Below are 24,597 nucleotides of genomic sequence, written 5' to 3' on the forward strand. Positions count from 1 at the left end.
CACTTCGAAGAAGGTGATGCGGACGTGATCGACAAGCAATTTCAGCGAAAGTTGCAGACTTTCGCGCTCGCGAAATTGCGGGCGGGAAATGCAGGCGGGTCAGAGCACTTCGAAGAAGGCGATGCGGACGTGATCGACAAGCAATTTCAGCGAAAGTTGCAGACTTTCGCGCTCGCGAAATTGCGGCCTGGAAATGCAGGCGGGTCAGAGCACTTCGAAGAAGGTGATGCGGACGTGATCGACAAGCAATTTCAGCGAAAGTTGCAGACTTTCGCGCTCGCGAAATTGCGGGCGGGAAATGCAGGCGGGTCAGAGCACTTCGAAGAAGGTGATGCGGACGTGATCCGCCTGCCTTGAGCCGGTGCCGACGCAGATCATGCGGTTCAGCCAGGCATAGCGCTCGTCGCCGGTTTCGAAGCGGGGATGGGTGCGCATGTAGTAGCGTGACGGGTCGACCACCTCGCCGCGGCCGAGCGCCGCGATGACGTCGGCCGGGCCGTGCCGGTAGCCGAAATTGCGGATGTCGATGATGGCGCCGTCATCGGTCTGCATGGAATAGCGCGTGTCCAGCTCCGCCGTGCCATCGGCCAGGATGGTCTGCCAGTCGGCGCCGAGGTTCAGGATTTTCCCGTTCAGCCGCTCGCCCGTCACCGTGCCGCCGATGATCGGGATGATTCTCCGCCGCCCGCGCGGCGCGTCGCCCAGGTCCATGATCGGGGCCAGTTCCACCTTCAGGTCGCAGAGGTGCTTCAGGGCGGGGGCGGCAACATTCATGGCAAAAACTCCTGTGGGGCCGGGGCAAGTCCGGCGAAAGCGGGAACCGGTTTCGTGTCCGGAACAACGCAATAAGAACGTTTTGGCGCATCGGGGCGATCCAGGGAATGGCGGAAATGGCCTGTTGGTGCGATGCGTCTATTTCATGGTCATCGGCAGGAACAGCACCAGCGACGGAAACACCACGAGCAGGATCAGGCGCAGCACGTCGACCGCGACGAAGGGCATGACGCCGCGAAAGATCGTCGGCAGTTTCACCTCGCGCGCGATCGTGTTGATGACGAAGACATTCATGCCGACCGGCGGCGTGATCAGGCCCAGTTCCACTGTCATGACGATGATGACGCCGAACCAGATCGGATCAAATCCCAGTTGCGTCACCACGGGAAAGACGATGGGCACCAGCAGGATGATCATCGCCATGGCGTCAAGGATGCAGCCCATCAGCAGGAAGAAGCCGAGGATGATGGCCAGCGTGCCGTAGGCGCCGAGATCGAGGTGGACCAGGAAGGCGGTGATTTTCTGCGGCGTCTGCGTGATCGCCAGGAAATACCCGAACAGGATGGCGCCGATCAGGATGGTGTAGATGGCGACCGAGGTGCGCAGCGCCTCCACCAGGCTTTCCAGGATCAGCCGCGGCCCGAGCCGGCCCCGTGCGATGCCGATCAGGGCGGTGAGCAGCGAGCCGACCGCCGCCGCCTCGGTGGCGGTGACGACGCCGAAGTAGATCGAGCCGATGATGGCAATGAACAGCAACAGGACAGCCCAGACGCCGCCGAGCGACCGGATGGCGTTGCCGAGGTCGAAGGGCTCGCCCGCCGGCAGCGACCGGGCATAGGCGATGCGCACGGTCAGCATGTACATCAGGATGGCCAGCAGCCCCGGCACGATGCCGGCGATGAACAGCTTGCCGACGTCCTGCTCGGTGATGAAGGCATAGACGGCCAGCACGACCGAGGGCGGAATGAGGATGCCGAGCGTGCCGCCGGCCGCGATGACGCCGGTGGCGATGTCGTCGCGATAGCCGACGCGCTTCATCTCGGGCAGGGCGATCTTGGTCATGGTTGCAGCGGTCGCCACCGAGGAACCGCAGATCGCGGCAAAGCCGGCGCAGGCGCCGACGGTCGACAGCGCCATGCCGCCCTTGAACGAGCCGAACCACGCCTGCCCGGTGCGGAACAGTTCCCGCGACATGCCGGAATTGGTCGCAAGCACGCCCATCAGGATGAAGAATGGAATGAGGCTGAGGTTGAAATCGGTGATCGTGCGGACCGGCGACTGCGCCAGCAGGTTCAGGGCCGGTTTCCAGCCGGTGATGGCGGCGAACCCGCCGACGCCGACGAGCCCCATGGCAACGCCGATCGGTACGCGCAGCAGCATCAGCGCGAACAGGACGATGAAGCCGGAAACGGCGATCAGGTCGGCGCTGGTCATGCCCGGTCCTCCGTGGCGTCATCCCCTGCCATGTCCACTGTCTCGAAATGTTCCAGCGTGGCGCGCCCGCTGGCCACCAGGATGAGCCGGGCAAGGATGGCGATGTTCGCGAAGGCCACGCCCAGCCAGATGAAGCCGAGGAAGATCCAGGCCGGCATGCGCAGGTCGAACGTGGCCTCGCCGCTGTAAAAGGCGCTGGTGACCCGGCCGAGCATCTTCCAGGTCAGGAGCAGCGAGAAGGCGAGCAGGACAGCCCAGGCAAAACTGTCGATCCACCGGCGCGCGCCGGCGGGTAGCATCTCGGCGAAGATGTCGACCTTGATGTGCGAGCCGCGGAAGCCGACCGAGGCAAACCCCCACATGATCGCCGCGCCGATCAGGAAGCGCGACAGGTCGAAGGCGTCCGGCACCGGCCAGGCCAGCAGGTAGCGCCCGATGGCCGAGACGACGATGAGGACGGTGATGAGCGCAAGCAGGACGCCGGCGACGGTCTCGATGCCAAGCGAAATCCGTTCCAGCAGGCCGATCTTCGGCTTGGTCATGGCAGGCTCCCGAAAGCAGGAAAGCCGCAACCGCCGGCGCCGGCCGGCGATTGCGCGATCAGGTCGGCGGGATCAGAACTTGGCGTCGTGGCGGCCAAGCGCTTCCAGGTAATCCTGGTACATCTTGTCCGCATCGACGCCCTTGGCCTTGGCCTCTTCCTTCCACGTGTCGATGAGCGGCGCCGAGGCATCGCGCCACAGCTGCACCTCGTCCGACGTTGGCTCGTAGATCGTGTGGCCGCCCGCATCGATCATCTTCTGCTTGCCGGAGGCCTCGTTCTCGGCCCAGCCCTTGGAGAACCGGCCCGACCATTCCGGCGTGCAGTGATCGTCGATGACCTTCCTGTTCTCCTCGCTCAGCGCCGCGTAGCTGTCCTTGTTCATCAGCATCAGCTGCGCCGAGATGTAAAACGGCATGTCGAGGTGGTACTTGGTCTCCGAATCGATCCCGAAGATGTTGATCGAGTTCCACGGGAAGGTGATGGCGTCGGCAGCGCCCTTGGCGATCGCCTCGCGGGCTTCCGGGGCCGGCACCTGCACCGGCGCGCCGCCGAGGCTGGAGATGAAGCGCGCCATGGTGGCATGCGCCGGGCGCACGTTGAGGCCCTTGATGTCGGCGGGAACGTGGATCGGCCCCTTGGAGTGGATGGTGCCCGGATCATGCGGATTGGCCAGGCAGAAGATCACGTCCGACATTTCCGTCTTGGCGATCGGCGCATACCACTCGTGCATGGCCACGGCGCCGCGTTCCGCGTTGTTCATGTGGAAGGGGATCTCGACCAGGCTGTACAGAGGGAAACGCCCGGCCTGGTAGCCCGGGTTGGTGTAGGACAGGTCGACGATGCCGTCGCGCGCCATGTCGTAGTGGTCCGGCGCCGCGCCCAGCTGCTGCGCCGGGAAGATGGTGATGTGAATGCGCCCTTGCGAGGCTTCCTCGATCGACTTGACCCAGGGCTCGATCCCCAGCGTCTGGATCGGATGGGTTGCCGGCACCCAGTGCGACAGGCGCAGTTCGACCTCTGCGGCCTGGGCCGCGGTCCAGGTGGCCAGGGCGGTGGCGGCCGCCAGAGCGGCCATGCGAATGGTCTTCATGGTTTTCCTCCCGTTTGTGCCGGACCGTTCTCGCGGCCTTCGGCTCCCGCCATGCTGGCGGCACCGGCGCTCTCCCTGCACCGATGTAATTGTTATGGTAGCAAACAATTTCTCTTGAGCAAGAAAAAAGCCGGGTTGCCCCGGCTTCTTCATCGCGCGGTGATTTGCGCCTCACGGCACGAGAAGCGTGCCGGCGCCGTGCTCGGTGAACAGTTCCAGCAGCACCGCGTGCGCGGTCTTCCCGTTGAGGATGACCACGCCCTGCACGCCGCGCTCGATGGCCTCGATGCAGGTTTCCACCTTCGGGATCATGCCGCCGGAGATGGTTCCGTCGGCGATCAGCGCTTTCGCGTCGGCCACGGTCAGTTCGTCGATGAGCGTGCCGGACTTGTCGAGCACGCCTGGCACGTCGGTCAGGAACAGCAGGCGGGTTGCCTCGACCGCCCCGGCGATGGCGCCGGCGAACGTGTCGGCGTTGATGTTGTAGGTGTGGCCGTCGCGCCCGGGCGCCACCGGCGCGATGACGGGGATCATCTCCGAGCGGGCCAGCAGGTCGAGCAGCGTCCGGTCCACTTCCGCCGGTTCGCCGACGAAGCCGAGGTCGAGGATGCGCTCGATGTTGCTGTCGGGGTCGCGCATGGTCTTGGCGGCCTTTTCGGCGAACACCATGTTGCCGTCCTTGCCGCACAGGCCGATGGCCCATTCGCCCTCGGCGTTGATCATCCGCACGATCTCCTTGTTGATCGAGCCGGCGAGCACCATTTCCACGATTTCCACGGTCTTGGCGTCGGTCACGCGCAAGCCGCCCTCGAACTTGGACTCGATCCCCATCTTGGTCAGCATGGCGCCGATCTGCGGGCCGCCGCCATGCACCACGATCGGGTTCACGCCCGACTGCTTCAGAAGCGCGATGTCGCGCGCGAAAGCCTGGCCGAGGGCGGCATTGCCCATGGCGTGCCCACCGTATTTCACCACCACCGTCTTGTGCTCGTAGCGCTGCATGAAGGGCAGCGCCTGGGACAGCAGGCGGGCCTGCGTTTCTGCGGGGGTGAGGTCGAGTTCGTCGGCCATGGCGGCATCGGTCCTTGAGCGGTGAAAAGGTTGCAGGTCTGATAGCGCGAATGAAACGGCCTCGCAATCAGCCGGACCGCCCTGGCGCCATTGTCGCCGTCACATCCTTGCCCTATCCTGTGACGATGCAAGGGCAGGCCGATCAGATCACGGAACTCATCGTCAGGACCGGCCTGAAGGACAGGTCTGCCTTCGATCGCCTGTACGAAGCCACCAGCGCGAAACTTTTTGCCATCTGCCTTCGTGTCTTGCGGGACAGGGGAGAGGCGGAAGACGCCCTGCAGGAGGTCTTTGTCCGGGTCTGGACCAGGGCCGACCGCTTTGCCGCGTCCCATCACAGCCCGATCTCCTGGCTGGCTGCGATCGCCCGCAACCATTGCATCGACCGGCTGCGCGCCCGCAAGGCGCCGGCCCGTCCGGTCGAGGAGGCTTTTGACCTGGCCGCCGATGAGCCGGGTCCGGAGCGCCTCGCCGAACTGTCGAGCGAGGGGCGGCGCATCGACGCCTGCATGGAGGAACTGGAAACCGACCGGGCGGAGGCCGTGCGCGCCGCCTATGTCATGGGTTATTCTTACGAGGAACTGGCCGGACGCCACGGTGTGCCTCTCAACACGATGCGCACCTGGCTGCGGCGCAGCCTGATGAAACTGAAAGAGTGCCTGGAACGATGACCGGGGAAGCAGAGGACAGGATGGAAGACGGCGGCGACGAGCTGCTGGCCGCCGAATATGTGCTCGGCGTCCTGCCGCTGGACGCGCGCATGGCCTTTGCCGCGCGCCTGGAAGCCGAGCCGCCGTTGCGGGCCCTGGTCGCGGCCTGGGAAATCCGTCTTTCGCCGCTCAACGACGACTATGGCGAGACGGCCGCGCCCGCGTCCGCGAAGGCAGCCCTTGACCGGCGCCTGTTCGGCGGACCGGCCGCACGGGAAACGGCCCGTCCCGCCCTCTGGCAGAGCCTCGCCTTCTGGCGCGGCCTGGCCGTCGCCGCACTGGCGAGCCTCGCCGTCGTGCTGATCGTGCCCTTCACCGTGCCGCCGCCGACCGAGCCGTCGGCCCGTTTCGTCGCCGCCATGCAGGCCGATGCCTCGCCGGTGCGCTATGTCGCGCTCTACCAGTCGGGTACCGGCATGATCGACCTGACACGCCTGTCCGGCGAGCCGGCAAGCGGCCGCGATTTCGAGCTCTGGCTCATCGAGGGCGGCAACGCGCCGCGCTCGCTCGGCGTCCTGCCGGCCGGTGAAACGGCCCGGGTGCCGGTGTCGCAGCAACTGGCCTCGCTGGTTTCGTCCGGTGCGACCCTGGCCATCTCCGACGAACCGGCCGGCGGCTCGCCGACCGGCGCGCCGACCGGTGCCGTCCTCGCGCTTGGCGAAATGCGCGGCATCTGATTTTTTTTCGCGTTCGCCTGAAACTTCCTGGTCCCGCTCTCCGTGACTGTATCCGACCTCGCAACGACGAGCGTCGTGAACATTCATTCCACTGGGAGTCAAACCATGCAGATCAAGTCCATCGCCATCGCGCTTGCTGGCGCCGTCGCCATGTCCACCGCCGCCTGGGCCGAGAACCCCATGGTCGGTGGCGCGCCGATGTATGCCAACAAGACCATCGTCGAGAATGCCGTCAATTCCAAGGACCACACCACGCTGGTCGCCGCCGTCAAGGCCGCCGGCCTCGTCGAGACGCTGTCCGGCAAGGGTCCGTTCACGGTCTTCGCGCCGACCAACGAAGCCTTCGAGAAGCTCCCGGCCGGCACGGTCGAGACACTCCTGAAGCCGGAGAACAAGGACAAGCTGACCAAGATCCTGACCTGCCACGTGGTCGCGGCCAATGCCATGTCGGGCGATATCGAGAAGATGATCTCCGATGACGGCGGCATGCACCCGGTCAAGACCGTCGGCGGCTGCGAGTTCACCGCGATGGAGAAGGACGGCAAGATCATGATCAAGGACGGCCAGGGCAATGTCGCCACGGTCACCATCGCCGATGTGAAGCAGTCCAACGGCGTCATCCACGTGATCGACACCGTTCTCCTGCCCGCGTCGTAAGGCTCAGGCCATCGTGACGGGCGGCTAGTTTGCGCCCATCCCGTGGGGCCGCCCGATCACGAAATGTTGCCCGCCGGTTGACTGCCAGTCGCACCCGATTGATTGGCCTCCGGCGGGCAACGCCCCTAGATTGGCATGAGACAGGTTTCAGAACGGGAGAGCTGAAATGACCAACCGTCGCACACTTCTGGCCGGAGCCGCCGCCGCCTTGCTCGGCGGAACCATGCTCCTGGGCCGCCGGGGCAGCGCCGCTGCCGCCGAGGAATTCGAGATCACGCTCACCGAGGCGGAATGGCGCAAGCGTCTTTCGCCCAAGCAGTTCGCCGTCCTGCGCGAGGAGGACACCGAGCCGCCCTTCTCCTCCGAACTGCTGCACGAGAAGCGCAAGGGCAAGTTCACCTGCGCGGGCTGCGATCTGCCGCTGTTTTCCTCGGAGACCAAGTTCGAAAGCGGAACCGGCTGGCCGAGCTTCTGGGCGCCGCTGGAAAACGCCGTCGGCACCCGCAGCGACTATTCGCTCATCTTCCCGCGCACCGAGGTCCATTGCCGGCGCTGCGGCGGCCACCTTGGCCACGTCTTCGACGATGGCCCGAAGCCGACCGGCAAGCGCTATTGCATGAACGGCCTCGCCCTGGGCTTTGTCCCCGACGAGAAGACCGCCTCCTGATCCCGCTCAAAGGGCGTCGCGCACCATCGGCGGACGCCGGTCGAGCCAGCCGCTGGCCGTTTCCATCTGGGCGGCCAGCGCGAGCAGCGTTTCCTCGTCGCCGATCCGTCCCGCGGCCTGGATGCCAAGCGGCAGACCGCCGTCGGTGACATGCACCGGCAGTGCGATGGACGGCTGGCCGGTGACATTCTGGATCGCCGGCCAATGGGTGAACCACAGGCTCTTGTCGAGCATCTGGTCGAGGAACGGCCGCATTTTCAGCAGGAACGTCAGCCGCAGCCGGTCGAGCAGCGCCTCCGTCAGGGCATCGGCGCCGGTCGCGTCCATGGCGCCGCAGGCCAGCGGCGGATGGGCGATGATCGGCATCATCACCGCATCGAACCGCGCTGTCTGGCCCAGCAAGGCGCGCGAGGCGGCCTGCAGCCGCTGCAGCGCGGCTTCCATGTCGGCAGCCCGCTGGACCTCGCCGAACCGCGCCATGATCCGCGTGATCCGTTCGAGATCGCCCAGCACCGGCTTGCCAAGCCGCGTCGCCTCCATCCGTATGATCCCTGCATGCGCGCTCGCCACGCAGCGTGCGAAATCGGCGATGAAATCGCGGTTGACCATCGGCAGGTCGATCTCCTCGACCGTGTGCCCGAGGTCCCGCGCCAGCGCCACGGCGGTGTCGAGCGCCTTCATCGTCTCGGCGGAAATCTCCAGCCCGAGCGGCGACTGCCGGTAGACGGCCAGCGTCAGCGATCCCGGGTTCGCGGCGCAGGCGGCGAGGAAGGATCCTTTCGGCGCCGGTGCCTGGTAGGGCGATGCGGCATCGTGCTGCGACCCGATGTCCAGCAGCGCGGCGCAATCGCGCACCGAGCGCGACAGCGCATGCTGCACGGTGAAGCCGTGCCAGCTTTCCGAGGCATCCGGCGTCAGCGGCACGCGCCCGCGCGACGGCTTGAGGCCGACCAGCCCGGTGCAGGCCGAAGGCACGCGGATCGATCCGCCGCCATCGGATGCATGGGCCACCGGCACGGCCCCCGACGCCACGAGGGCAGCCGATCCGCCAGAGGACCCGCCGGTGACATGCCCGGTGTTCCAGGGGTTGCGGGTGATGCCGAAGCGTCTTGTCTCGGTGACCAGCCGCAGCCCGAATTCCGGCGTCGTCGCGGTGATGAAGGGAAGGAAACCGGCCCGCCGGTAGTTCCGGATGACCGTGGCGTCCTCTGACGCCGTGCGGGCGCCGATGGCGCTGCCGGCGTGGATCGGCACACCGGAAAGGCTGACGGCCAGGTCCTTGATCGCCATCGGGACGCCGGCGAAGGGAGCATCGGCGGGGATCGTCGCCAGGTCCTGCCGCGCCTTGTCGTAGAATGTCTCGGCGACGGCGTTGATCTGCGGGTTCACCGCTTCCGTCCGCGCGATCGCGGCTTCCAGGAGCTCGCCCGGCGTCACCTCCTTGCGCCGCACCATGTCGGCCAGGCCGGTCGCGTCAAGCCGCAGGTAGTCCGTGTCGATACCCATGATGATCCCTCCCCACGGTCACGATGGTAGACCATTTTCCGGATGCCGCTCCAATGAAAACGGGCGCGGGGGGCCGAAAACGCATGCCGGCCGCCACCCCTTGCGACACGGGCGGCGGCCGGCGGCAGGCGCGCGGAGGGGAGAGGGGGGTCCGCGAGAGCAATTCCAGCGAAAGCGGGAGGCGGTTTCGCGTCCGGAATTGCGGAATTGCTCTATTCCGCGCGCTTGCGCCCGGTCACCATGGCGCGGACGAGGTTCTCGCCATGTTCGACCGAGGCCAGGATCACGCCGCCCACATGCAGGACGACCAGGCCGGTCGTGACCCAGACGGCAGCCTTGTGCAGTTCTTCCACCCATTCCACGCCCCAGTAGGCGTCGGTTGTCATGGCATAGCCGGAGCCGCAGATGACCGCGATCAGCGCCAGCAGGGCGAACACCATGGCGCCGCCCGCCGGGTTGTGGCCGAGGTGGCGGGGCGCCGAGAGACTGAGGCTTTGCCGCAGGAAGCCCAGCACGCGTCCGGGGCCGAAGACAAAGCTGGAAAAGCGGGCGTGCCGGGTTCCGATGAATCCCCAGACGACACGTGCCGCGATCAGCCCGATGATCGCGTAGCCGATCTGTTCGTGGACCTTGCCGAACTCGTCGCCGGTGATCTAGGCGCCGGCGAACCCGGCGACCAGGGACCAGTGGAAGAGGCGGACGAACGGATCCCAGACCTTGACGGTCCGGTTGGCCGCGGCGGGATCGAGCGTGTCGGAGGAGAGGGCGGAGGTCATCGTTTCAGCCTTGTCATGGCCGCGGGAGCAGATCAGGCAGCGCGAAGGGCGGCCGGCATTCGCGCTGCCCGTCGGAGCGTCAGTCGTTCGCCTTGGTGCGCACGACTTCGGCGGTCACCGGGTTCATGTAGACTTCGGCGCGCTCGCCCTTGGCGGTCTTGGCATAGACTTCGTAGCAGCCGTCCTCGACCTTGACCGAGCGGACCTGGTAGCCCATTTCGGTGGCCTTGGCGGTGATGTCGTCCTTGCTCATCCACTGGCTCTGGGGAGCGTTGCCGCAGCTCGCTTCGCCACTTTCGGAGGCGAGGGCCGGCTGGAAGGCGACGGCCGTGGCGGAGAGGGCGAGAGCGGTCAGGAGAAGGCGCATGGGAGGTTTCCTTTGTGCGTTTGGTTTCGTACCGTCGTTGCGGTGATGCCGTTTTCGCACTGCCCGGGTGACAGGCCGCTGAGACGACCGTTCAGCAATCTGTCATTCGCTCGCCGGCAAAAGGAATGTCATGCGCGCGACCGTTCTCAAGATTGCCGGGATGCTTGGCGCCGTGGTCCTTCTGGTGCTCCAGGCCCAGGCGGATGACGGCCGGTCGGATCATGACGGAGACACGCGCAGGGACCGGCACGAACGCATTGCCGAGCGCCGCAAGGATGGCGAACTGCTTCCCCTTGCCGAGATCCTGAAGGCGCTGCACGCGAAATTCCCCGGAAAGGTTCTCGAGATCGAGTTCGAGGACAATGGCAATCCGATCTACGAATTCTACGTGTTGCAACCCTCGGGCCGTGTGGTCGAGGTGGAGTACGATGCCCGGACAGGGGCGTTCCTGGGGCAGGAGAACAAGGACTGACATGCGCATCTTGCTTGTCGAGGATGATCCGCGCATCGCCGCGGGCGTGCGGACCACGCTGGAAGCCCAGGGCTATCTCGTCGATCTGGAGGCCGATGGCGAAGAGGCCTGGTTCCTCGGCGACACGGAGGACTATGCCGCCGTCATCCTCGATCTCGGCCTGCCGAGCATGGACGGCCTGTCCGTCCTCAAGCGCTGGCGCGCCAACGGCCGTACCATGCCGGTCCTCGTCCTGACCGCGCGCGGCGGCTGGACCGAGCGGGTCGAGGGCATCGATGCCGGTGCCGACGACTACCTGCCCAAGCCCTTCGAGATGGAGGAACTCTCCGCCCGCCTGCGCGCCATCCTGCGCCGCGCAGCGGGCGTTGCCAGCCCGGTCATCGCCATCGGCGGAACCGTTCTCGACACGCGCCAGATGCGGGTCACCCGCGACGGCGTGCCCGTGTCGCTGACACCGCAGGAGTACCGCCTGGTCTCCTATCTCATGCACCATGCCGGCCGCGTGGTCAGCCAGCAGGAACTGGCCGAGCATCTGCAGGCCGAGCACTACGAGCGCGAGTCCAATGCCGTCGAGGTGCTGGTCGGCCGCGTTCGCCGCAAGCTCGGCGGCGGCCTGATCGAGACCCGGCGCGGCTTCGGTTACATCGTGGAGCCGGCATGAACGCGGCCGGGTCGATCCGGCTCCGCCTGTTCGCCCTTGCCGTGGCCGGGATCGTGGTTGCCCTGGCCCTGGCCGGCCTCGGCCTGTCGGCCCTGTTCACCCGCCATCTCGAACGCGGCCTTGCCCAGGAGCTCGATGCGGTGATCGGCGACATCGCCGGCAATCTGACCAACCAGCCCGGCGGCGGCCTGACCATGCGCAAGACGCCGCCGGACCCGCGCTTCGCCGATATTTTTTCCGGTCTCTACTGGCAGGTCAGCACCGATGGCGGCAAGCCGGTCATGCGCTCGCCCTCGCTCTGGGACAGCGAGCTGAAACTGCCCGCCGACACCCTGGTGCAGGGGGAGACCCACCAGCATGCGATCACCGGCCCCGACGGGGCGGAACTCATGCTGCGCGAGGCGGTCTATCGCATCGAGAGCGGCGAGGGGCCGGCCCATACCGTGCGTATTTCCGTGGCCATGGACCGTGCCGGCGCCCGAGAGCTGACAGCCGGCTTCAACCGCGACCTGATGCCCGCACTCGTGCTTCTCGCGCTCGTCCTGCTGGCGGGTGCCTGGGCCCAGGTCCGAGCCGGCCTGAAGCCGCTGGACGCCGTACGCGCCGGCGTGCAGGACATTCGCGAGGGCCGCTCCCACCGCCTCGGCACCACGGTCCCGCGCGAGGTATCGCCGCTCGTCGAGGAGATGAACGCCCTGCTTGAACGGCAGGAAACCGACATGCGCCGCGCCCGCGACCGGGCGGCCGATCTCGCCCATGGACTGAAGACGCCGTTGACGGCGCTGGCCGCCGACGTCGAGGCCTTGCGCACTGCCGGGCAGGGCAAGATCGCCGGTTCGGTCGAGGACGTCGCCCAGCGCATGCGCCGCACCGTCGAGCGCGAACTGGCCCGCTCCCGCCTGCGCAACCGGCCCGGCACCGCGCGCCCCGTCGCGGTCCTGCCGGCCGTATCGTCCATCCTGCGCATCGTCTCGCGCACGCCACAGGGCGAGCGGATCGGCTTTCATCTCGAAGGCGACAGGACCGTGTCGGCGGCGATCGAGACAGACGACCTGAACGATATCCTCGGCAACCTTCTGGAAAACGCCGCCCGCCATGCCCGGTCCTCGGTGACCGTTTCTGTCCGGCGCGAGGGCGCGGACGTGGTCTTGGAAATTGCCGATGACGGAACCGGTGTCGACGATGACAGGCTGGAGCGGCTGGCACGGCGCGGCATGCGCGACGACGAGCGCGGCGGCTCCGCTGGCCTGGGCCTGGCCATCGTTTCCGACATTCTTTCCGCCTACGGCCGCCGCCCGGTCTTCGCGACAGGCCGCGAGGGTGGCCTTTCCGTGACGGTCCGCCTGCCGGCGCCGGGGTCGGCGGGAAGCGTCAGCCCGCCGTTGCCGTGACGATTGCCTGGCGCAACTCGTCCAGTCCGCGGTTCTTTTCCGAAGACGTCGCGATCACTTCCGGGTAGGCGGCCGGACGCTTGGAAATCTTCGCCAGCGTGTCGCTGATCAGGTGCGGCACGGCCTTCTCGCCGATTTTGTCGGTCTTGGTCAGCACGATCTGGTAGGACACGGCGGCCTTGTCGAGCAGGTCGAGAACCTCGCCGTCGATTTTCTTGATGCCGTGGCGCGCATCGATCAGCACGTAGACGCGCTTCAGCGTGACCCGCCCGCGCAGGTAGTCGAAGACCAGCTTGGTCCAGCGGTCGACCAGGTCCTTGGGCGCCTGGGCGAAGCCGTAGCCCGGCATGTCGACCAGGGCCAGCGGCGGCAGGTCGTCCTTGGCGCCGGAAAAACCGTCGGGAACGAAATAGTTGAGTTCCTGGGTCCGTCCCGGCGTATTGGACGTGCGCGCCAGGCCCTTCTGGCCGATCAGCGCATTGATGAGCGACGACTTGCCGACGTTCGACCGGCCCGCGAAGGCGATTTCGGGCGGGCCTTCCGGCGGCAGGAACTTCATGGCCGGCACGCCGCGGATGAAGATCCACGGTCGGGCGAACAGGGTGCGGGTCTCTTCGGAAATCTCGGCTGTCATGGGTTTCGCATCGGCGTTTGTGCCCGGCAAGTCAAGCCGGAACACGCCGGTAGCGCCTCATCGCGGACGAATCATGCCGGTTTCGAGCGCGTAGACCGTGCCGTCGGTCCCCGTCTCGACCAGCGAAACCGGCAGCACCTGCGCGCTCTCGTCGAAAACGCAGATCTGCTCGCCGACGATCGTCAGCGTGACGTTGTCGCCGCTGACGGTCCCCATGTTGTCGCGCCGCCGCCGGCTGTGGGTGATGTTGGCGATCAGGTCGTCCGGCGAAAACTGGGCGTCCAGCACATGCGCCAGCACGAGCTTGCGCACCCGCTTGTCATAGGCCTTTCCCTTGAAGCCCTTCATGTAGGCCTCGAAGGCCGAGGCGAGCACGTCGTCGGTCGGCACGAAGACGGTGATGGGACCGCCTTCGGTGAAGACGTCCGGCGTCCCGGCCAGGTCGACCAGCGTTCGGAACAGCGAGAACCGCGGTTCGGAGGACAGGATGTCGAGAACGGAGCGGGTCGCTTCCGGCAGGGCGTCCTCGCCGTCCCCGACAGGGGCTTCGATGCTGCCGGCGTCTGTCGTGGCGGCAGTGCCGGTCGTGACGGTGCCCTGTGCTGCGGCGGCAAGCGTCATGGTGGAAAACAGGACCGCGGCAACGGGAACGATCAGGCGAAACAGGCGGGACACGGGACACTCCAGGAACCGGCGTGGCGATCCGTGAAGATGTATTCTCATGGTTGCATCGCGCAAGGGCGGGCAGCCGGAAAAAGCCGTTTGGCCGTACCGGCCGCCCCTCGGCGTCAGTCGTGCGCGGCCGCCGCGCGCAGCGCCGCGATGTCACCGCCCCGGATCGCGTCGAGCGAGGCGGAGATCTTCCGCGCGCTCCAGTCCCACCATGCGATCTCGAGCAGTTCGGCGATCACGCCGTCGTCGAAGCGCTTGCGGATCGCGCGGCCGGGGTTTCCGCCGGCGATCGTGTACGGCGCGACATGCGAGGTGATGACCGAGCCGCTGGCGATGATGGCGCCGTCGCCGATGGTTACGCCCGGCATGATCATGCTGTCCATGCCGATCCAGACATCGTTGCCGATGACGGTGTCGCCCTTCGACTGTTCGGTCCAGGTTGCCGGATCGAAGCCCGTTTCCCAGCCGTTGCCGAAGATGTTGAACGGGTAGGTGGAGAACCCGCCCATGGCGTGGTTCGCGCCGTTCATGATGAAGCGCGTGCCGCTGGCGATGGCGGTGAACCGGCCGATGATCAGCCGGTCGCCGAGGAAGGCGTGGTGGTGCAGGACATTACGCTCCTCGAAGCGTTCGGCCCCGTCCGGGTCGTCGTAATAGCTGTAGTCGCCGACGATGATGTTCGGGCGCGTGATGACGTTCTTCAGGAAGACGGCGCGGGGAAAACCGGCCAGCGGGTAGAGGGTATCGGGCGAGGGGCCGTGCATGGCTGAGCTCCTGGAATGGCATGAGGCGTCGGGATGTCATGGGTCCTGACGGCGCGGATGCCGCGGCGCGGGACCGGAGCTCAGTGGATCATCGCAGGGCACTCCCTCTGTCTGCTCGTTTCGCCATTACCTAGTACAGCGGGTCGTGAAATGCAAAACGGCCGGGAAAATTCCCGGCCGTCCTGAACGTGTGGCGCTGGATCGTCCGCCGGCTATTCGGCCGGTTTTCGTCGGTTGATCAGGCCCTTGACGTTGTCCCACAGCTCGATCTTGGTGCCCTGGCGCTTCATGATCACAGCCTGCTGGATGATCGACAGCGTGTTGTTCCAGGCCCAGTAGATGATCAGCCCGGCCGGGAAGGCCGCCATCATGAAGGTGAACATCACCGGCATCCAGGTGAAGATCATGGCCTGGGTCGGGTCCGGCGGCGTCGGGTTCATGCGCATCTGCAGGAACATGGTGATGCCCATGATGAGCGGCCAGACGCCGATCATCAGGAAGGACGGCACGTCGTAGGGCAGCAGGCCGAACAGGTTGAACACCGAGGTCGGGTCCGGTGCCGAGAGGTCGTGGATCCATCCGTAGAACGGCGCGTGCCGCATCTCGATGGTCACGTAGAGCACCTTGTAGAGCGAGAAGAAGACCGGGATCTGCAGCAGCACCGGCCAGCAGCCGGCGATCGGGTTGATCTTCTCGGTCTTGTAGAGCTCCATCATCTCCTGTTGCTGGCGCATCTTGTCGTCCGCGTATTTCTCGCGGATTTCGGTCATCTTCGGCTGCACCTGCTTCATCTTAGCCATCGACGTGTAGGACTTGTTGGCCAGCGGGAAGAAGATGAGCTTGACGATGACCGTGGTCGCCAGGATGGCGAGGCCGAAGTTGCCAAGCAGCTTGAACAGGTGGTCCATCAGCCAGAACATCGGCTTGGTGATGAAGTAGAACCATCCCCAGTCGATCATCAGGTCGAACTCGCGGATGTTGTCCTTGTCCTTGTAGGCGTTGATGACGTTCACTTCCTTGGCGCCGGCGAAGATCTGCGTCTTCAGCGTGGTCGATCCGCCCGCCGGGACGGCCACCGCATCGGTCAGGAAGTCGGCCTGGTAACGCGAGCGGCCGTCATCGAAATAGGCGAAACGCGGCTGGAACGTCTCGCCGGCCTGCGGGATCATCGTCACCGCCCAGTACTTGTCGGTGATGCCCAGCCAGCCATTGCTGGACTTGCCCGGCACGACGCGCTTCTCGTCCTCGATCTTGGAATACTTGATTTCCTGCAGGCCTTCGTCGCCGGTCACGCCGATCAGGCCCTCGTGGAGAACGTAGGTGGAATGGGTGTCGGGCTTGTTGAAGCGCGTCACGCGGCCATAGGCGGGCAGGGCCACGTCGGCGCCGGAGGCATTGGCGATCGTGTCGGAGACAGTGAACATGTACTCGTCGTCGACCGAGAACGTCCGCTTGAAGGTCAGCCCCTTGTCGTTGGTGAAGGTCAGCGTCACCGGCGTCTGCGGGGTGAGCTTCGCATCGCCCTCGACGGTCCAGACGGTATCCGGGCCCGGCACGGCGCCGGTCGCGTCGGAGCCGGCATAGCCGAGTTCCGCGAAATAGCCGTTGTCGTCGCTCGACGGGTGCAGCAACTGGATGTTGGCGGAATTCTTGTCGACCGAGACGCGATAGTCCTTCAGGACCAGTTCGTCGAGCCGTGCGCCCACCGTGTTGATCGAGCCGGAAAGCGACGGGGTGTCGATCGCCACGCGAACGGCGGCATCGCTCGCCGGCGCCGCGGTACCGCCGGGCACGTCGGCGCCCGTGGCAGCCTGGCCTGCCGGCTGCGGTGCGGCCGTGCCGTCGGCTGCGGGCTTGGGCTGCGTGGCAGGGGCCTGGCCGGTCTGCGCGGGCTGTTTGCTGGCCTGCTCTTCCGTCTGGATCCGGGCGGCCTCGCGCTGCGCCTCGATGCGGGGGTTCATGTAGAACACCTGCCAGAGCGTGAGGATGACCACCGAAATGGCAATCGTCAGGAAGAAGTTGCGATTATTTTCCATGGAAACGTTTTCCGCCTATTCGCCGCGCAAGCTCGTCGCTCAGGTCCGTGAAGGAGGCGCCAAGGCAATCCCTGCGCCCGACGATCACATAGTCATGTCCGGGCTGCATTGCCATGCGGCCTTTGAGCCGCAGGGCTTCCTTGAGCCGCCGTCTGATGCGGTTGCGTTCGACCGCGTTGCCCTGCTTGGTGGTGACCGTGAAACCGGCGCGCGGCAGCCCGTCGTCGCCGCGGTCGGCCACCTCAAGCAGGAAAAACCGCCCGCGTCGCTTTTCGCCACGGCGGACGGCCAGGAATTCGGCCCGTTTGGTCAACCGCCCGGGCTTCGGGTCGTGTTGCCGGTTGTCCACCGGCCCGGCCTCCCGCGCCCGGTCAGGCGCTGAGGCGCGCGCGGCCGCGGTTGCGGCGGGCTGCGATCACCTTGCGGCCGCCCTTGGTGGCCATGCGGGAACGGAAGCCGTGACGGCGCTTCCGGACGAGTTTGGAGGGCTGATAGGTACGCTTCATTTGTTTCAATACCGCGGAGTGCGGCCCTTCTTGGATCTGAATGAATTCAGGAGCGGTTTTGCCCGGTGCCGGCGGTGCACGGAATTCCCGTGCCCGGCCGTTGGTGCCCGGACGTCGCGCGGCTTATAGGTTCATGCGGCCGCAAATGTCAATCATCCGGCCTACAATCCTGTAGGATCGGCGTGTCACGGGGCGGTCACGGGCCGGTGAGAACACGGTGTCGCGGGCTCAATTGCCGGTGAGGGCCCGCGTCATGCGGTTGCATCGGCAGCCGTGGACGGTCAACTGTGTCCGGATACCGGACAGCAGCAGGCACGGCGAAGACGAGATGAGTGAAATGCGCGCGATCGAGGATGGAACGGTCATGAAACCCGCGAAGCCAGCCAGGGCGAATGCTCTCAAGCGGTTCGGTCCGATCGCCGTCATCGCGCTCGGGCTGGCGTTGGGCTACGCGATGGGCTGGCATGAATATCTGTCGCTCGACTTCCTGGCCGAGCAGCGCGAGACGCTGACCGCCTATGTCGGGCAGAATTACGCCATGGCGCTGGTCACCTTCACCCTGCTCTACGTGCTGGCGGTCGCCTTCTCCTTCCCCGCGGCCTCCGTTCTCACCATCTTCGGCGGCTTCCTGTTCGGCTGGTGGGTCGCCGGCATCGCCGTCGCCTTCGGCGCCACCGCAGGCGCATCGATCCTCTTCCTCGCCGCCCGCAGTGCGTTCGGCGATTTCCTGCGCGAGAAGGTGGGCGGCTTCGGCGCCCGCCTCGCCGACGGCTTCCGTGAAGACGCCTTCAGCTATCTCCTTGTCCTGCGCCTGGCCCCGTTCTTTCCCTTTTTTGTGATCAACATCGCGCCCGCGCTGTTCGGCGTGAAGCTGAGGACCTATGTTGCGGCGACATTCCTTGGCATCCTGCCGGGCTGTTTCGCCTATGCCTGGCTGGGGCAGGGCATCGGCTCGGTTCTGGATGCCGCCGACAGGGATGGCGGGCCGGTGTCCCTGAAGGACCTGGTGACGCCGGAAATCACCATCGCCTTCGTCGCGCTGGCCGTGGTTGCGGTCATACCGGCGATCGTCAGGAAATGGCGCGGCAACCGCGCCCGCATGCGGCGCGACTGATCGCGGCCGACGGAGGAACAGAATGAGCGAGGTCCTGACCCCGGATATCTGCGTCATTGGCGGTGGATCGGGCGGCCTGACCGTTGCCGCCGCCGCCGCGGCCTTCGGGGTCGAGGTGGTGCTGGTCGAAAAGGGCCGCATGGGCGGCGACTGTCTCAACTACGGTTGCGTGCCCTCAAAGGCGTTGCTGGCTGCCGGCCGCCACGCCGAGGCCATGCGCCATGCCTCCCGTTTCGGCATCGCCGACGTCGAGCCGCAGGTCAATTTCGGCAACGTCAACCGCCATGTCCAGGGCGTCATCGCCGCCATCGCGCCGAATGACAGCGTCGAGCGATTCACCGCGCTGGGCGTCCGTGTCATTCAGGCCCCGGCCCGTTTCGCCGACAGGAAGACGGTCGTCGCCGGCGACGTGGAGATCCGCGCCCGCCGCTTCGTCATCGCCACCGGGTCCTCGCCGCTCGTACCGCCGATCCCGGGCCTCGACCAGGTCGACTACCTGACCAACGAGACGCTGTTCGACCAGACCCGCAAGCCGGGCCACCTGGTGATCATCGGCGGCGGTCCCATTGGCCTGGAAATGGCACAGGCGCATCGTCGTCTCGGCGCAGAGGTCACGGTTCTGGAAGCCGCCCGTGCCATGGGCAAGGATGATCCGGAACTGGCCGCCGTCGTTCTCCGGCGGCTGCGCGCCGAGGGCGTCGACATCCGCGAGCAGACGAAGGTCACCAGCGTCGAGCCGCGCGGCAAGGCCGGCGTCCGCGTCCATGTCGAGACCGCAGATGGAGCCGCCGAAGTGGACGGGACGCACCTGCTCGTGGCCGTCGGCCGCGCCGTCAACGTCGAGGGCCTCGATCTCGACGCCGCCGGCATTGTGCACGACCGGCGCGGCATCAAGGTGTCCGCCGGCCTGCGCACTTCCAATCGCCGGGTCTACGCCATCGGAGACGTGGCCGGCGGGCTGCAGTTCACCCACGTCGCAGGCTTTCACGGCGGCCAGGTGCTGCGTCCGCTGCTGTTCCGCCTGCCGCTGCGCGTCGACACGTCCATCATTCCATGGGCATCCTACACCGATCCCGAACTGGCGCACGTCGGCCTGACCGAGGATGCCGCCCGCCAGAAGCACAAGAACATCACGGTCCTGCGCTGGCCCTACGCCGAAAACGACCGGGCGCAGGCCGAGCACGAAACCGAGGGCCTGATCAAGGTGGTGACCGACCGCAAGGGCCGCATCCTCGGCGCCTCGATCGCCGGGGCCCATGCCGGCGAGATGATCAGCCTCTGGGCGCTGGCCCTGTCGAAGGGAATGACGGTGCGCGACATCACCGCCTACGTGGCGCCATATCCGACGATGAGCGAAATTGGAAAACGCGCCGCGGTCTCCTATTATTCCGCTTCGACTCGCAATCCGTGGGTGCGCCGGCTGATTGCCTTCCTGCGGATGTTCGGCTGACGGGAAACACGCGGAGGCGCCATGAGCGCACAATGCCAGGAGAACACGGACGGCGCCTCGATCGCCGATCCGGTCGGGCGGGTGCCGCTCGGCCGTGGCCTTTCCGTCAAGCTGCTGGTCCTCACCGCCGTCTTCGTGCTGATCGCCGAAAGCCTGATCTTCCCGCCGTCGGCGGCGAACTTCCGCGAACGCTGGGCCCGCGACAAGCTGAACACCGCCGCGGTCGCCGGCCTCTTCCTGATGGGCGAGAAATCCGAGGAAACGGCCCGCAACCTGCGCGAGGAGATCCTGGCGGCCACCGGCGTGCTGCAGATCGCCGTGCGCGAGGATGGCATGTCGCGCATGCTGGTTTCTGCCGGCAAGGTGCCCATGGTCGACGAGCACCTCGACATGTCCGCCCCGATCAGGCCGGTCGGGTCGATCCTTGCCGCGATATCGACCCTGGTGACCGGCGGCGACCGCATCCTGCGCATCTATGGCCGCGTCGGCGCCGCCAACCAGGAATTCGAGATCGTCATTCCCGACGCCGAACTGCGCAACGCGCTCCTGGTCTACACGCGCAACATCGTCCTGTTGTCGCTGTTCATCTCGGTCCTCACCGCCGTGCTTGTCTTCGCCGTGCTCAACCGGGTCATGATCCGGCCGGTCCGCTCGATGACCCGCTCGATGCTGGCCTTCGCCGCCGAGCCCGACAATCCGGCCCGCATCATCCGCCCGGAAGATCGAAACGACGAACTGGGCATCGCCACCCGCGAACTGGCGGCCATGCAGAGCGAGTTGCAGAAGACGCTCGGCGAGCGCAAGCGCCTGGCCGACCTCGGTCTCGCCGTCTCCAAGATCAACCACGACATGCGCAACATCCTCGGCGCCGCCCAGCTCATGTCCGACCGCCTGACGACCGCCAACGACCCGAAGATCCAGTCCTTCGCCCCGCGCCTCGTGCGCACGCTGGACCGCGCCGTGACCTACACCCAGTCGGTGCTGGAATACGGCCGCGCCCAGGAGGCCCCGCCGGCGCGCCGCAAGGTTGCGCTGCGTCAGCTGGTCGAGGACGTGCATGCCGTGCTTCCCATCGATGACGGCACGGCGATCCGCTTCGAGAACGGGGTCGACGAGCGGCTCGAGGTCGATTGCGACGCTGAGCAGATGTTCCGGGTGCTCACCAACCTGTGCCGCAATGCCATCCAGGCGCTGCTGGCCGAGACCGACACCGCCGTCGTCAAGCGGCTGAGCGTGAGCGCGAGCCGTCAGGGCGCCGTCTCCGTCATCCGCATCGTCGATACCGGGCCTGGCCTGCCGAAGAAGGCGCGGGACAATCTCTTCGCCGCCTTCAAGGGCTCGGCGCGCAGTGGCGGCACCGGGCTCGGCCTGGCCATCGCCCTGGAGCTCGTGCGCGCCCATGGCGGCACCCTTGACCTGGTGGAAAGCCGCGGCGGGCATACCGAGTTCGCCATCTCCATCCCCGATCAGCCGGTCAGCCTGGATAGCCTGCGCGGCCAGCGCCACCGCCACGCCGGATAGGCGTTTGGCGGCCGCCCGGCGCTTCCGGGCGTTTTGCATTTTTGTCATGAAGGGTGCTTGCAATTGTCCGCGTCAGCCGCTAGGTAGCTGCCCACGGCGGACGGCACGTGCCGGTTCGTCACTTGCTGTCATGGCAAGGCGCGCACCCGTAGCTCAGCTGGATAGAGCACCAGACTACGAATCTGGGGGTCAGAGGTTCGAATCCTTTCGGGTGCGCCATTTCACATAATTCGCGAAGCGAAATATGGATGACATCTTCCTCAGGGTTTTCGGCGGCAATCGATTGGAACAAACGATGAGAGCCGTTCGAATTTTCTTCACCCAGGCGCGCCATTCTTTTCAATTACTTGGCTATATTGCCCTGAACTCCCTGATTGTCTTTGTAAGCGTATTCTAAGCAGTCGATACCGCCTGTCTGAACGGCTTACCTTTCTGATTTCATACCTCTTTTCTGTTTTAGGAACTGGTTGTCAAAGCCGCCAGGGCCGTCAAGAATTCAATTGAATCATCGCGATAGGTCCACGTGTGCGACGGAGCACCAAGCGAAGGATGACAATCCGGCAGCCCCGGCGCCTTGGGCGGAACAGGAACCAGGATGATCCCGGACGGGCGCTTTGGGTCCGTCATGGCGGGTCCATCACCGTTTGCGGGAAGCTTGAACGGGTTATTGTTCATGGGGCGATATCCGAAGCATGCGGGCGAGGTTCCGGGCGGCATCGGCCTGGGAGAGGCCGAACAGGTAGGCAGCAAGCGATGTGAGGTCGCCGCCCTTGTCGCCAGTCGCGAAGTCGCACCAGCACCCGGTCCGAAGGTTGATCTTGAAGCTGCCGGGATGGCGGTCGGCACGGCACGGGTTTCGTGCAACCCACTCCGACCCCACGCGCCGCCCGTCGGGCAGCCAGTGGCGGCACAGGGTTTCGCCACGGCCAAGGGCCATCGCTGCAATCCTGCGGAAGGCAATTCTTCCAGCCATCATGTGAACCTCGCAGTATCGATACCGGCAAGGGAATGGGAGCCCTCGTTCAGGGCGAAGCCTTGCTCCGTGCCGGCTGTGGGTGGATGACGATCGCGGGAGAAGCAGACGACCGGGTCGCCAGGCAGGCGCCGAACCTCATCACCTGTCGTGGCCGACCGTGACCTGGCTCGTGCTGGTGGTCAGGTTGCCTGCCACCCAGGCATCGACATCGGAAGGGCGATAACGCACCGAGCGTCCCAGCTTGGAGAAGACTGGCCCGCCGCCCTTGACCCGCCAGCTCTGCAGCGTGCGCACCGAGACGCCGAGCTGCCGGGCGACATCGGTTTCGGTCAGGAGAAGGGTGTTCCTGGTCGTCGTTTCTGAAGTCATTGTCACTGCTCCGTATCGTGTTCGATGACGTGCAGCGTCCTGCGATTGGGCAAAACCCGGTAGTCAAAAGGGGTCAAAACCGGTTTTGACCCCTACCGGTGACGTGGTTCCAAAGAGAGAGACGGTGGTTCTTGAGCCAGGTGCTGGCCTGGTCCTCGGAAGGAAGCTTTGCACAACGGGCTTCCTCCATGCAGTTGATCAGCATCCGGGCCAGTTCTGCTCCGCTTTCCGGATGGCCTTGGTCTCCAAGCCTGATGGTGAGGCGTTCCATTGCCTCCTCCCACGGATACTTGGTCGGGCGCCCGCCCTTTGACCGAGCCTTGCCGGCACCATCGGCTTCGGCAGCGATGCTTCGGGCGTCCTCCGGCTCGAGGCTCACGCTCTCCCAGAGCCACTGGATCGACGTGCTGTTCTTGTGGTTGGTGAGGAGGCCAACCCGGTGATTGACCGGATCGATCCACGTATCGTCGTTGTCCCAGGTGGCCGGCGGGATCTGCTCCGGCCCCGACTTGCCAGTCGACTGCCCCTGCGCCGTGACTTGGCCCGTACGAAGCGGAGCGAGGAACCCGTCCATGCGCTCCGAGAGGGCGCTCGACAGGTCCGATCGATATGGATTGTCAGCCGCCACTTGCAACGGCTCCGGACAAGCGTTCTTGCCGTCGCTCAGTCTCTCAGGACTGATTGGCCATGGCTGCCCCTCGATCCCGGCAAGGTCCGGGCCGTCGACGCTACCGAGAGCCAAGGGTTGAAGCCGCCGGACACCAGGATCCCGCAGGACCAGTTCCCGAAACACCTCGCCCAAGGGCCCATGCATCGCGCCCGGATCGATGCGCTGACTGGCTGGCAGGAACACGCGGACCAGCCGGAACGCGGCAACACGGTCCTTGCGGTTCGCCCTCAGAAGCTCGTGGGATCTGGTGTTGAAGCGGTAAGTCGATGTGCTCCAGTAGCCGGGATCGATTGACTTCCGTTCGCCCGTGTCCGGAAGTTCTCCGGTTGCACCAAGCGTGCCGTCACGCAGCAGCGCCAGCAACCCTTCCGTCAACCCGGTCAGGCAGACACGCCATCGGATGCTTTCCGGAGGTTCCGTCCGCCTCGGACCCGGATCGGAGAGGTTGCGGCGGCCCTTCGGCACTTGCGGTTGTGCCGCCGCTTGAATGCCGGGCAGGACGACGGACCATTGAGGCCCCGATGTCCCATCCCCTAAAGCCTGTAGTTGCTTGTCCTCGAGTACGAGGATGCGAAACGCCTCCCCCAGCAACAGCCCTTCGCCAGCGAATTCTGTCTTGTACTGGTCCAGGCGCATCGGCGGTTCAGCCAGGCCACGCTGATATTCCGCCAGGATCTCCGGGCTGACATCCATCGTCGTCCTCGTCGCATCGCATGACCGCACGGGATTGCCCAAAAGCGCAATACCGATGCGACCCGATCGCAAACCATAGAACGGACCGCGACAGACTGCACCCCGCGGCGTCAGAACACGTGCCCGGGTCCGCAAGATGCATGCCCGCTTCAGCAGACTGGAAGAGGGAGATGTCCTAACGTTACCATTATAGCTAAACGAAGAGTACCGATGCAACGGGCTTTGACGGCCGGGGAGGAGTCTGAATGGAGTTCAGCCGCGATCAGCTAACTTTCACAGCCGATTGATGGCAGCGGATATTCAAACCATCGTTCTGAACCTTGGAGTGAAGATAAGCATCATTCACAATCAGATATTGCCTTCCCGAAAGCGGCTGTTTTCCCCGTCATCATGGC

General features: G+C 65.7%; 27 protein-coding genes, 1 tRNA gene and 1 pseudogene. 12 read left to right on the forward strand and 17 right to left on the reverse strand.

Annotated elements, in window-relative coordinates:
* Positions 1 to 357, forward strand: a 357-nt coding sequence (locus tag CSC94_RS24730) for a hypothetical protein (protein WP_165784557.1), incomplete at its 5' end; no start/stop codon positions are given.
* Here CSC94_RS24730 and CSC94_RS22235 read toward each other — a convergent pair.
* The 5 genes from CSC94_RS22235 to argB all read right to left on the reverse strand — a co-directional run bounded on the left by CSC94_RS22235 (position 310) and on the right by argB (position 4,913).
* Positions 310 to 774: a DUF3237 domain-containing protein gene (locus CSC94_RS22235; RefSeq protein ID WP_099308581.1), complete on the reverse strand. Its 465-nt coding sequence runs from the start codon at positions 772 to 774 to the stop codon at positions 310 to 312. The two genes, CSC94_RS24730 and CSC94_RS22235, sit on opposite strands and share 48 nt — an antisense overlap.
* Positions 775 to 912: 138 nt before the next feature.
* A complete protein-coding gene (locus CSC94_RS22240; protein ID WP_099308582.1) occupies positions 913 to 2,208 on the reverse strand; it encodes a TRAP transporter large permease in 1,296 nt (431 codons plus the stop codon).
* The gene (locus CSC94_RS22245) at positions 2,205 to 2,750 is read right to left on the reverse strand and encodes a TRAP transporter small permease (protein WP_099308583.1); all 546 of its coding nucleotides are present in this window, start codon (positions 2,748 to 2,750) and stop codon (positions 2,205 to 2,207) included. The genes CSC94_RS22240 and CSC94_RS22245 overlap by 4 nt, the downstream gene beginning before the upstream one ends.
* 72 nt (positions 2,751 to 2,822) lie before the next feature.
* On the reverse strand, positions 2,823 to 3,842 hold the full coding sequence (locus CSC94_RS22250; RefSeq protein ID WP_099308584.1) for a TRAP transporter substrate-binding protein: 1,020 nt from the start codon (positions 3,840 to 3,842) through the stop codon (positions 2,823 to 2,825).
* A gap of 171 nt (positions 3,843 to 4,013) precedes the next feature.
* Positions 4,014 to 4,913 (reverse strand): acetylglutamate kinase, encoded by a 900-nt coding sequence (argB, locus tag CSC94_RS22255; RefSeq protein WP_099308585.1) that lies wholly within the window; start codon positions 4,911 to 4,913, stop codon positions 4,014 to 4,016.
* Positions 4,914 to 5,038: 125 nt separating this feature from the next.
* Between argB and CSC94_RS22260 the strand changes: the two genes are divergently transcribed.
* From CSC94_RS22260 to msrB, 4 genes are all read left to right on the forward strand, one after another.
* Positions 5,039 to 5,584, forward strand: a complete 546-nt coding sequence (locus CSC94_RS22260) for a sigma-70 family RNA polymerase sigma factor (RefSeq protein ID WP_099308624.1) — start codon at positions 5,039 to 5,041, stop codon at positions 5,582 to 5,584.
* Positions 5,581 to 6,300 (forward strand): anti-sigma factor, encoded by a 720-nt coding sequence (locus tag CSC94_RS22265; RefSeq protein WP_099308586.1) that lies wholly within the window; start codon positions 5,581 to 5,583, stop codon positions 6,298 to 6,300. Before CSC94_RS22260 ends, CSC94_RS22265 begins: the two co-directional genes overlap by 4 nt.
* A 105-nt stretch (positions 6,301 to 6,405) precedes the next feature.
* Entirely contained in the window at positions 6,406 to 6,957 is a 552-nt protein-coding gene (locus tag CSC94_RS22270) for a fasciclin domain-containing protein (RefSeq protein ID WP_099308587.1), read from the forward strand.
* 166 nt (positions 6,958 to 7,123) lie between these two features.
* On the forward strand, positions 7,124 to 7,624 hold the full coding sequence (msrB, locus tag CSC94_RS22275; protein ID WP_099308588.1) for a peptide-methionine (R)-S-oxide reductase MsrB: 501 nt from the start codon (positions 7,124 to 7,126) through the stop codon (positions 7,622 to 7,624).
* Between the two features lie 6 nt (positions 7,625 to 7,630).
* On the opposite strand, the gene CSC94_RS22280 is transcribed toward msrB, so the two are convergent.
* The 3 genes and pseudogenes from CSC94_RS22280 to CSC94_RS22290 all read right to left on the reverse strand — a co-directional run bounded on the left by CSC94_RS22280 (position 7,631) and on the right by CSC94_RS22290 (position 10,273).
* Positions 7,631 to 9,130 (reverse strand): amidase, encoded by a 1,500-nt coding sequence (locus CSC94_RS22280; RefSeq protein ID WP_099308589.1) that lies wholly within the window; start codon positions 9,128 to 9,130, stop codon positions 7,631 to 7,633.
* A gap of 212 nt (positions 9,131 to 9,342) precedes the next feature.
* Positions 9,343 to 9,906 (reverse strand): annotated as a pseudogene (locus CSC94_RS22285) (cytochrome b/b6 domain-containing protein).
* A gap of 79 nt (positions 9,907 to 9,985) precedes the next feature.
* Complete coding sequence (locus CSC94_RS22290) at positions 9,986 to 10,273, reverse strand: PepSY domain-containing protein (protein ID WP_099308590.1); 288 nt, start codon at positions 10,271 to 10,273, stop codon at positions 9,986 to 9,988.
* 130 nt (positions 10,274 to 10,403) lie between these two features.
* On the opposite strand from CSC94_RS22290, the gene CSC94_RS22295 reads away from it, so the two are divergent.
* Genes CSC94_RS22295 through CSC94_RS22305 form a run of 3 tightly spaced genes read left to right on the forward strand, consistent with a single transcriptional unit; the run spans position 10,404 to position 12,797 of the window.
* Positions 10,404 to 10,745, forward strand: coding sequence for a PepSY domain-containing protein (locus CSC94_RS22295; RefSeq protein ID WP_099308591.1), 342 nt, complete (start codon positions 10,404 to 10,406; stop codon positions 10,743 to 10,745).
* Between the two features lies 1 nt (position 10,746).
* Positions 10,747 to 11,406, forward strand: a complete 660-nt coding sequence (locus tag CSC94_RS22300; RefSeq protein WP_099308592.1) for a response regulator transcription factor — start codon at positions 10,747 to 10,749, stop codon at positions 11,404 to 11,406.
* Positions 11,403 to 12,797: a sensor histidine kinase gene (locus CSC94_RS22305; RefSeq protein WP_099308593.1), complete on the forward strand. Its 1,395-nt coding sequence runs from the start codon at positions 11,403 to 11,405 to the stop codon at positions 12,795 to 12,797. Before CSC94_RS22300 ends, CSC94_RS22305 begins: the two co-directional genes overlap by 4 nt.
* Here CSC94_RS22305 and yihA read toward each other — a convergent pair.
* The 6 genes from yihA to rpmH all read right to left on the reverse strand — a co-directional run bounded on the left by yihA (position 12,778) and on the right by rpmH (position 17,409).
* Entirely contained in the window at positions 12,778 to 13,431 is a 654-nt protein-coding gene (gene yihA / locus CSC94_RS22310) for a ribosome biogenesis GTP-binding protein YihA/YsxC (RefSeq protein WP_099308594.1), read from the reverse strand. The two genes, CSC94_RS22305 and yihA, sit on opposite strands and share 20 nt — an antisense overlap.
* A gap of 57 nt (positions 13,432 to 13,488) precedes the next feature.
* The gene (locus CSC94_RS22315) at positions 13,489 to 14,106 is read right to left on the reverse strand and encodes a fasciclin domain-containing protein (protein WP_165784558.1); all 618 of its coding nucleotides are present in this window, start codon (positions 14,104 to 14,106) and stop codon (positions 13,489 to 13,491) included.
* Between the two features lie 113 nt (positions 14,107 to 14,219).
* Positions 14,220 to 14,867, reverse strand: coding sequence for a CatB-related O-acetyltransferase (locus tag CSC94_RS22320; protein WP_099308596.1), 648 nt, complete (start codon positions 14,865 to 14,867; stop codon positions 14,220 to 14,222).
* 212 nt (positions 14,868 to 15,079) lie between these two features.
* A complete protein-coding gene (yidC, locus tag CSC94_RS22325; RefSeq protein ID WP_099308597.1) occupies positions 15,080 to 16,903 on the reverse strand; it encodes a membrane protein insertase YidC in 1,824 nt (607 codons plus the stop codon).
* On the reverse strand, positions 16,893 to 17,252 hold the full coding sequence (rnpA, locus tag CSC94_RS22330; RefSeq protein WP_099308598.1) for a ribonuclease P protein component: 360 nt from the start codon (positions 17,250 to 17,252) through the stop codon (positions 16,893 to 16,895). Before rnpA ends, yidC begins: the two co-directional genes overlap by 11 nt.
* A gap of 22 nt (positions 17,253 to 17,274) precedes the next feature.
* Positions 17,275 to 17,409: a 50S ribosomal protein L34 gene (gene rpmH / locus CSC94_RS22335; protein WP_099308599.1), complete on the reverse strand. Its 135-nt coding sequence runs from the start codon at positions 17,407 to 17,409 to the stop codon at positions 17,275 to 17,277.
* 328 nt (positions 17,410 to 17,737) lie between these two features.
* Between rpmH and CSC94_RS22340 the strand changes: the two genes are divergently transcribed.
* From CSC94_RS22340 to CSC94_RS22355, 4 genes are all read left to right on the forward strand, one after another.
* Entirely contained in the window at positions 17,738 to 18,523 is a 786-nt protein-coding gene (locus CSC94_RS22340; RefSeq protein ID WP_099308600.1) for a TVP38/TMEM64 family protein, read from the forward strand.
* Between the two features lie 22 nt (positions 18,524 to 18,545).
* Positions 18,546 to 19,973 (forward strand): dihydrolipoyl dehydrogenase family protein, encoded by a 1,428-nt coding sequence (locus CSC94_RS22345; protein ID WP_099308601.1) that lies wholly within the window; start codon positions 18,546 to 18,548, stop codon positions 19,971 to 19,973.
* A 21-nt stretch (positions 19,974 to 19,994) separates the two neighbouring features.
* A complete protein-coding gene (locus CSC94_RS22350; RefSeq protein ID WP_099308602.1) occupies positions 19,995 to 21,494 on the forward strand; it encodes a sensor histidine kinase in 1,500 nt (499 codons plus the stop codon).
* Positions 21,495 to 21,636: 142 nt separating this feature from the next.
* Positions 21,637 to 21,713: transfer RNA gene (locus tag CSC94_RS22355), tRNA-Arg, on the forward strand.
* A gap of 445 nt (positions 21,714 to 22,158) precedes the next feature.
* Here CSC94_RS22355 and CSC94_RS22360 read toward each other — a convergent pair.
* From CSC94_RS22360 to CSC94_RS22370, 3 genes are all read right to left on the reverse strand, one after another.
* Positions 22,159 to 22,470: a hypothetical protein gene (locus CSC94_RS22360; RefSeq protein WP_099308603.1), complete on the reverse strand. Its 312-nt coding sequence runs from the start codon at positions 22,468 to 22,470 to the stop codon at positions 22,159 to 22,161.
* Positions 22,471 to 22,608: 138 nt separating this feature from the next.
* The gene (locus tag CSC94_RS22365; RefSeq protein WP_099308604.1) at positions 22,609 to 22,839 is read right to left on the reverse strand and encodes a helix-turn-helix transcriptional regulator; all 231 of its coding nucleotides are present in this window, start codon (positions 22,837 to 22,839) and stop codon (positions 22,609 to 22,611) included.
* A gap of 73 nt (positions 22,840 to 22,912) precedes the next feature.
* Entirely contained in the window at positions 22,913 to 24,202 is a 1,290-nt protein-coding gene (locus tag CSC94_RS22370) for a hypothetical protein (protein WP_099308605.1), read from the reverse strand.
* Positions 24,203 to 24,597: the final 395 nt, after the last annotated feature.

This window comes from Zhengella mangrovi (assembly GCF_002727065.1).
GTDB lineage: Bacteria > Pseudomonadota > Alphaproteobacteria > Rhizobiales > Rhizobiaceae > Zhengella > Zhengella mangrovi.

Bases quoted from the DNA above. Each gene is read 5' to 3' on its own strand.
- msrB (WP_099308588.1), top strand. From the start codon at position 7,124: ATGACCAACCGTCGCACACTTCTGGCCGGAGCCGCCGCCGCCTTGCTC.
- CSC94_RS22235 (WP_099308581.1), bottom strand. From the start codon at position 774: ATGAATGTTGCCGCCCCCGCCCTGAAGCACCTCTGCGACCTGAAGGTG.
- argB (WP_099308585.1), bottom strand. From the start codon at position 4,913: ATGGCCGACGAACTCGACCTCACCCCCGCAGAAACGCAGGCCCGCCTG.
- CSC94_RS22265 (WP_099308586.1), top strand. From the start codon at position 5,581: ATGACCGGGGAAGCAGAGGACAGGATGGAAGACGGCGGCGACGAGCTG.
- CSC94_RS22345 (WP_099308601.1), top strand. From the start codon at position 18,546: ATGAGCGAGGTCCTGACCCCGGATATCTGCGTCATTGGCGGTGGATCG.
- yidC (WP_099308597.1), bottom strand. From the start codon at position 16,903: ATGGAAAATAATCGCAACTTCTTCCTGACGATTGCCATTTCGGTGGTC.
- CSC94_RS22270 (WP_099308587.1), top strand. From the start codon at position 6,406: ATGCAGATCAAGTCCATCGCCATCGCGCTTGCTGGCGCCGTCGCCATG.
- CSC94_RS22320 (WP_099308596.1), bottom strand. From the start codon at position 14,867: ATGCACGGCCCCTCGCCCGATACCCTCTACCCGCTGGCCGGTTTTCCC.
- CSC94_RS22370 (WP_099308605.1), bottom strand. From the start codon at position 24,202: ATGGATGTCAGCCCGGAGATCCTGGCGGAATATCAGCGTGGCCTGGCT.
- rpmH (WP_099308599.1), bottom strand. From the start codon at position 17,409: ATGAAGCGTACCTATCAGCCCTCCAAACTCGTCCGGAAGCGCCGTCAC.
- CSC94_RS22365 (WP_099308604.1), bottom strand. From the start codon at position 22,839: ATGACTTCAGAAACGACGACCAGGAACACCCTTCTCCTGACCGAAACC.
- CSC94_RS22250 (WP_099308584.1), bottom strand. From the start codon at position 3,842: ATGAAGACCATTCGCATGGCCGCTCTGGCGGCCGCCACCGCCCTGGCC.
- yihA (WP_099308594.1), bottom strand. From the start codon at position 13,431: ATGACAGCCGAGATTTCCGAAGAGACCCGCACCCTGTTCGCCCGACCG.
- CSC94_RS22360 (WP_099308603.1), bottom strand. From the start codon at position 22,470: ATGATGGCTGGAAGAATTGCCTTCCGCAGGATTGCAGCGATGGCCCTT.
- CSC94_RS22350 (WP_099308602.1), top strand. From the start codon at position 19,995: ATGAGCGCACAATGCCAGGAGAACACGGACGGCGCCTCGATCGCCGAT.
- CSC94_RS22290 (WP_099308590.1), bottom strand. From the start codon at position 10,273: ATGCGCCTTCTCCTGACCGCTCTCGCCCTCTCCGCCACGGCCGTCGCC.
- CSC94_RS22245 (WP_099308583.1), bottom strand. From the start codon at position 2,750: ATGACCAAGCCGAAGATCGGCCTGCTGGAACGGATTTCGCTTGGCATC.
- CSC94_RS22295 (WP_099308591.1), top strand. From the start codon at position 10,404: ATGCGCGCGACCGTTCTCAAGATTGCCGGGATGCTTGGCGCCGTGGTC.
- CSC94_RS22240 (WP_099308582.1), bottom strand. From the start codon at position 2,208: ATGACCAGCGCCGACCTGATCGCCGTTTCCGGCTTCATCGTCCTGTTC.
- CSC94_RS22305 (WP_099308593.1), top strand. From the start codon at position 11,403: ATGAACGCGGCCGGGTCGATCCGGCTCCGCCTGTTCGCCCTTGCCGTG.
- CSC94_RS22340 (WP_099308600.1), top strand. From the start codon at position 17,738: ATGAGTGAAATGCGCGCGATCGAGGATGGAACGGTCATGAAACCCGCG.
- CSC94_RS22260 (WP_099308624.1), top strand. From the start codon at position 5,039: ATGCAAGGGCAGGCCGATCAGATCACGGAACTCATCGTCAGGACCGGC.
- CSC94_RS22280 (WP_099308589.1), bottom strand. From the start codon at position 9,130: ATGGGTATCGACACGGACTACCTGCGGCTTGACGCGACCGGCCTGGCC.
- CSC94_RS22300 (WP_099308592.1), top strand. From the start codon at position 10,747: ATGCGCATCTTGCTTGTCGAGGATGATCCGCGCATCGCCGCGGGCGTG.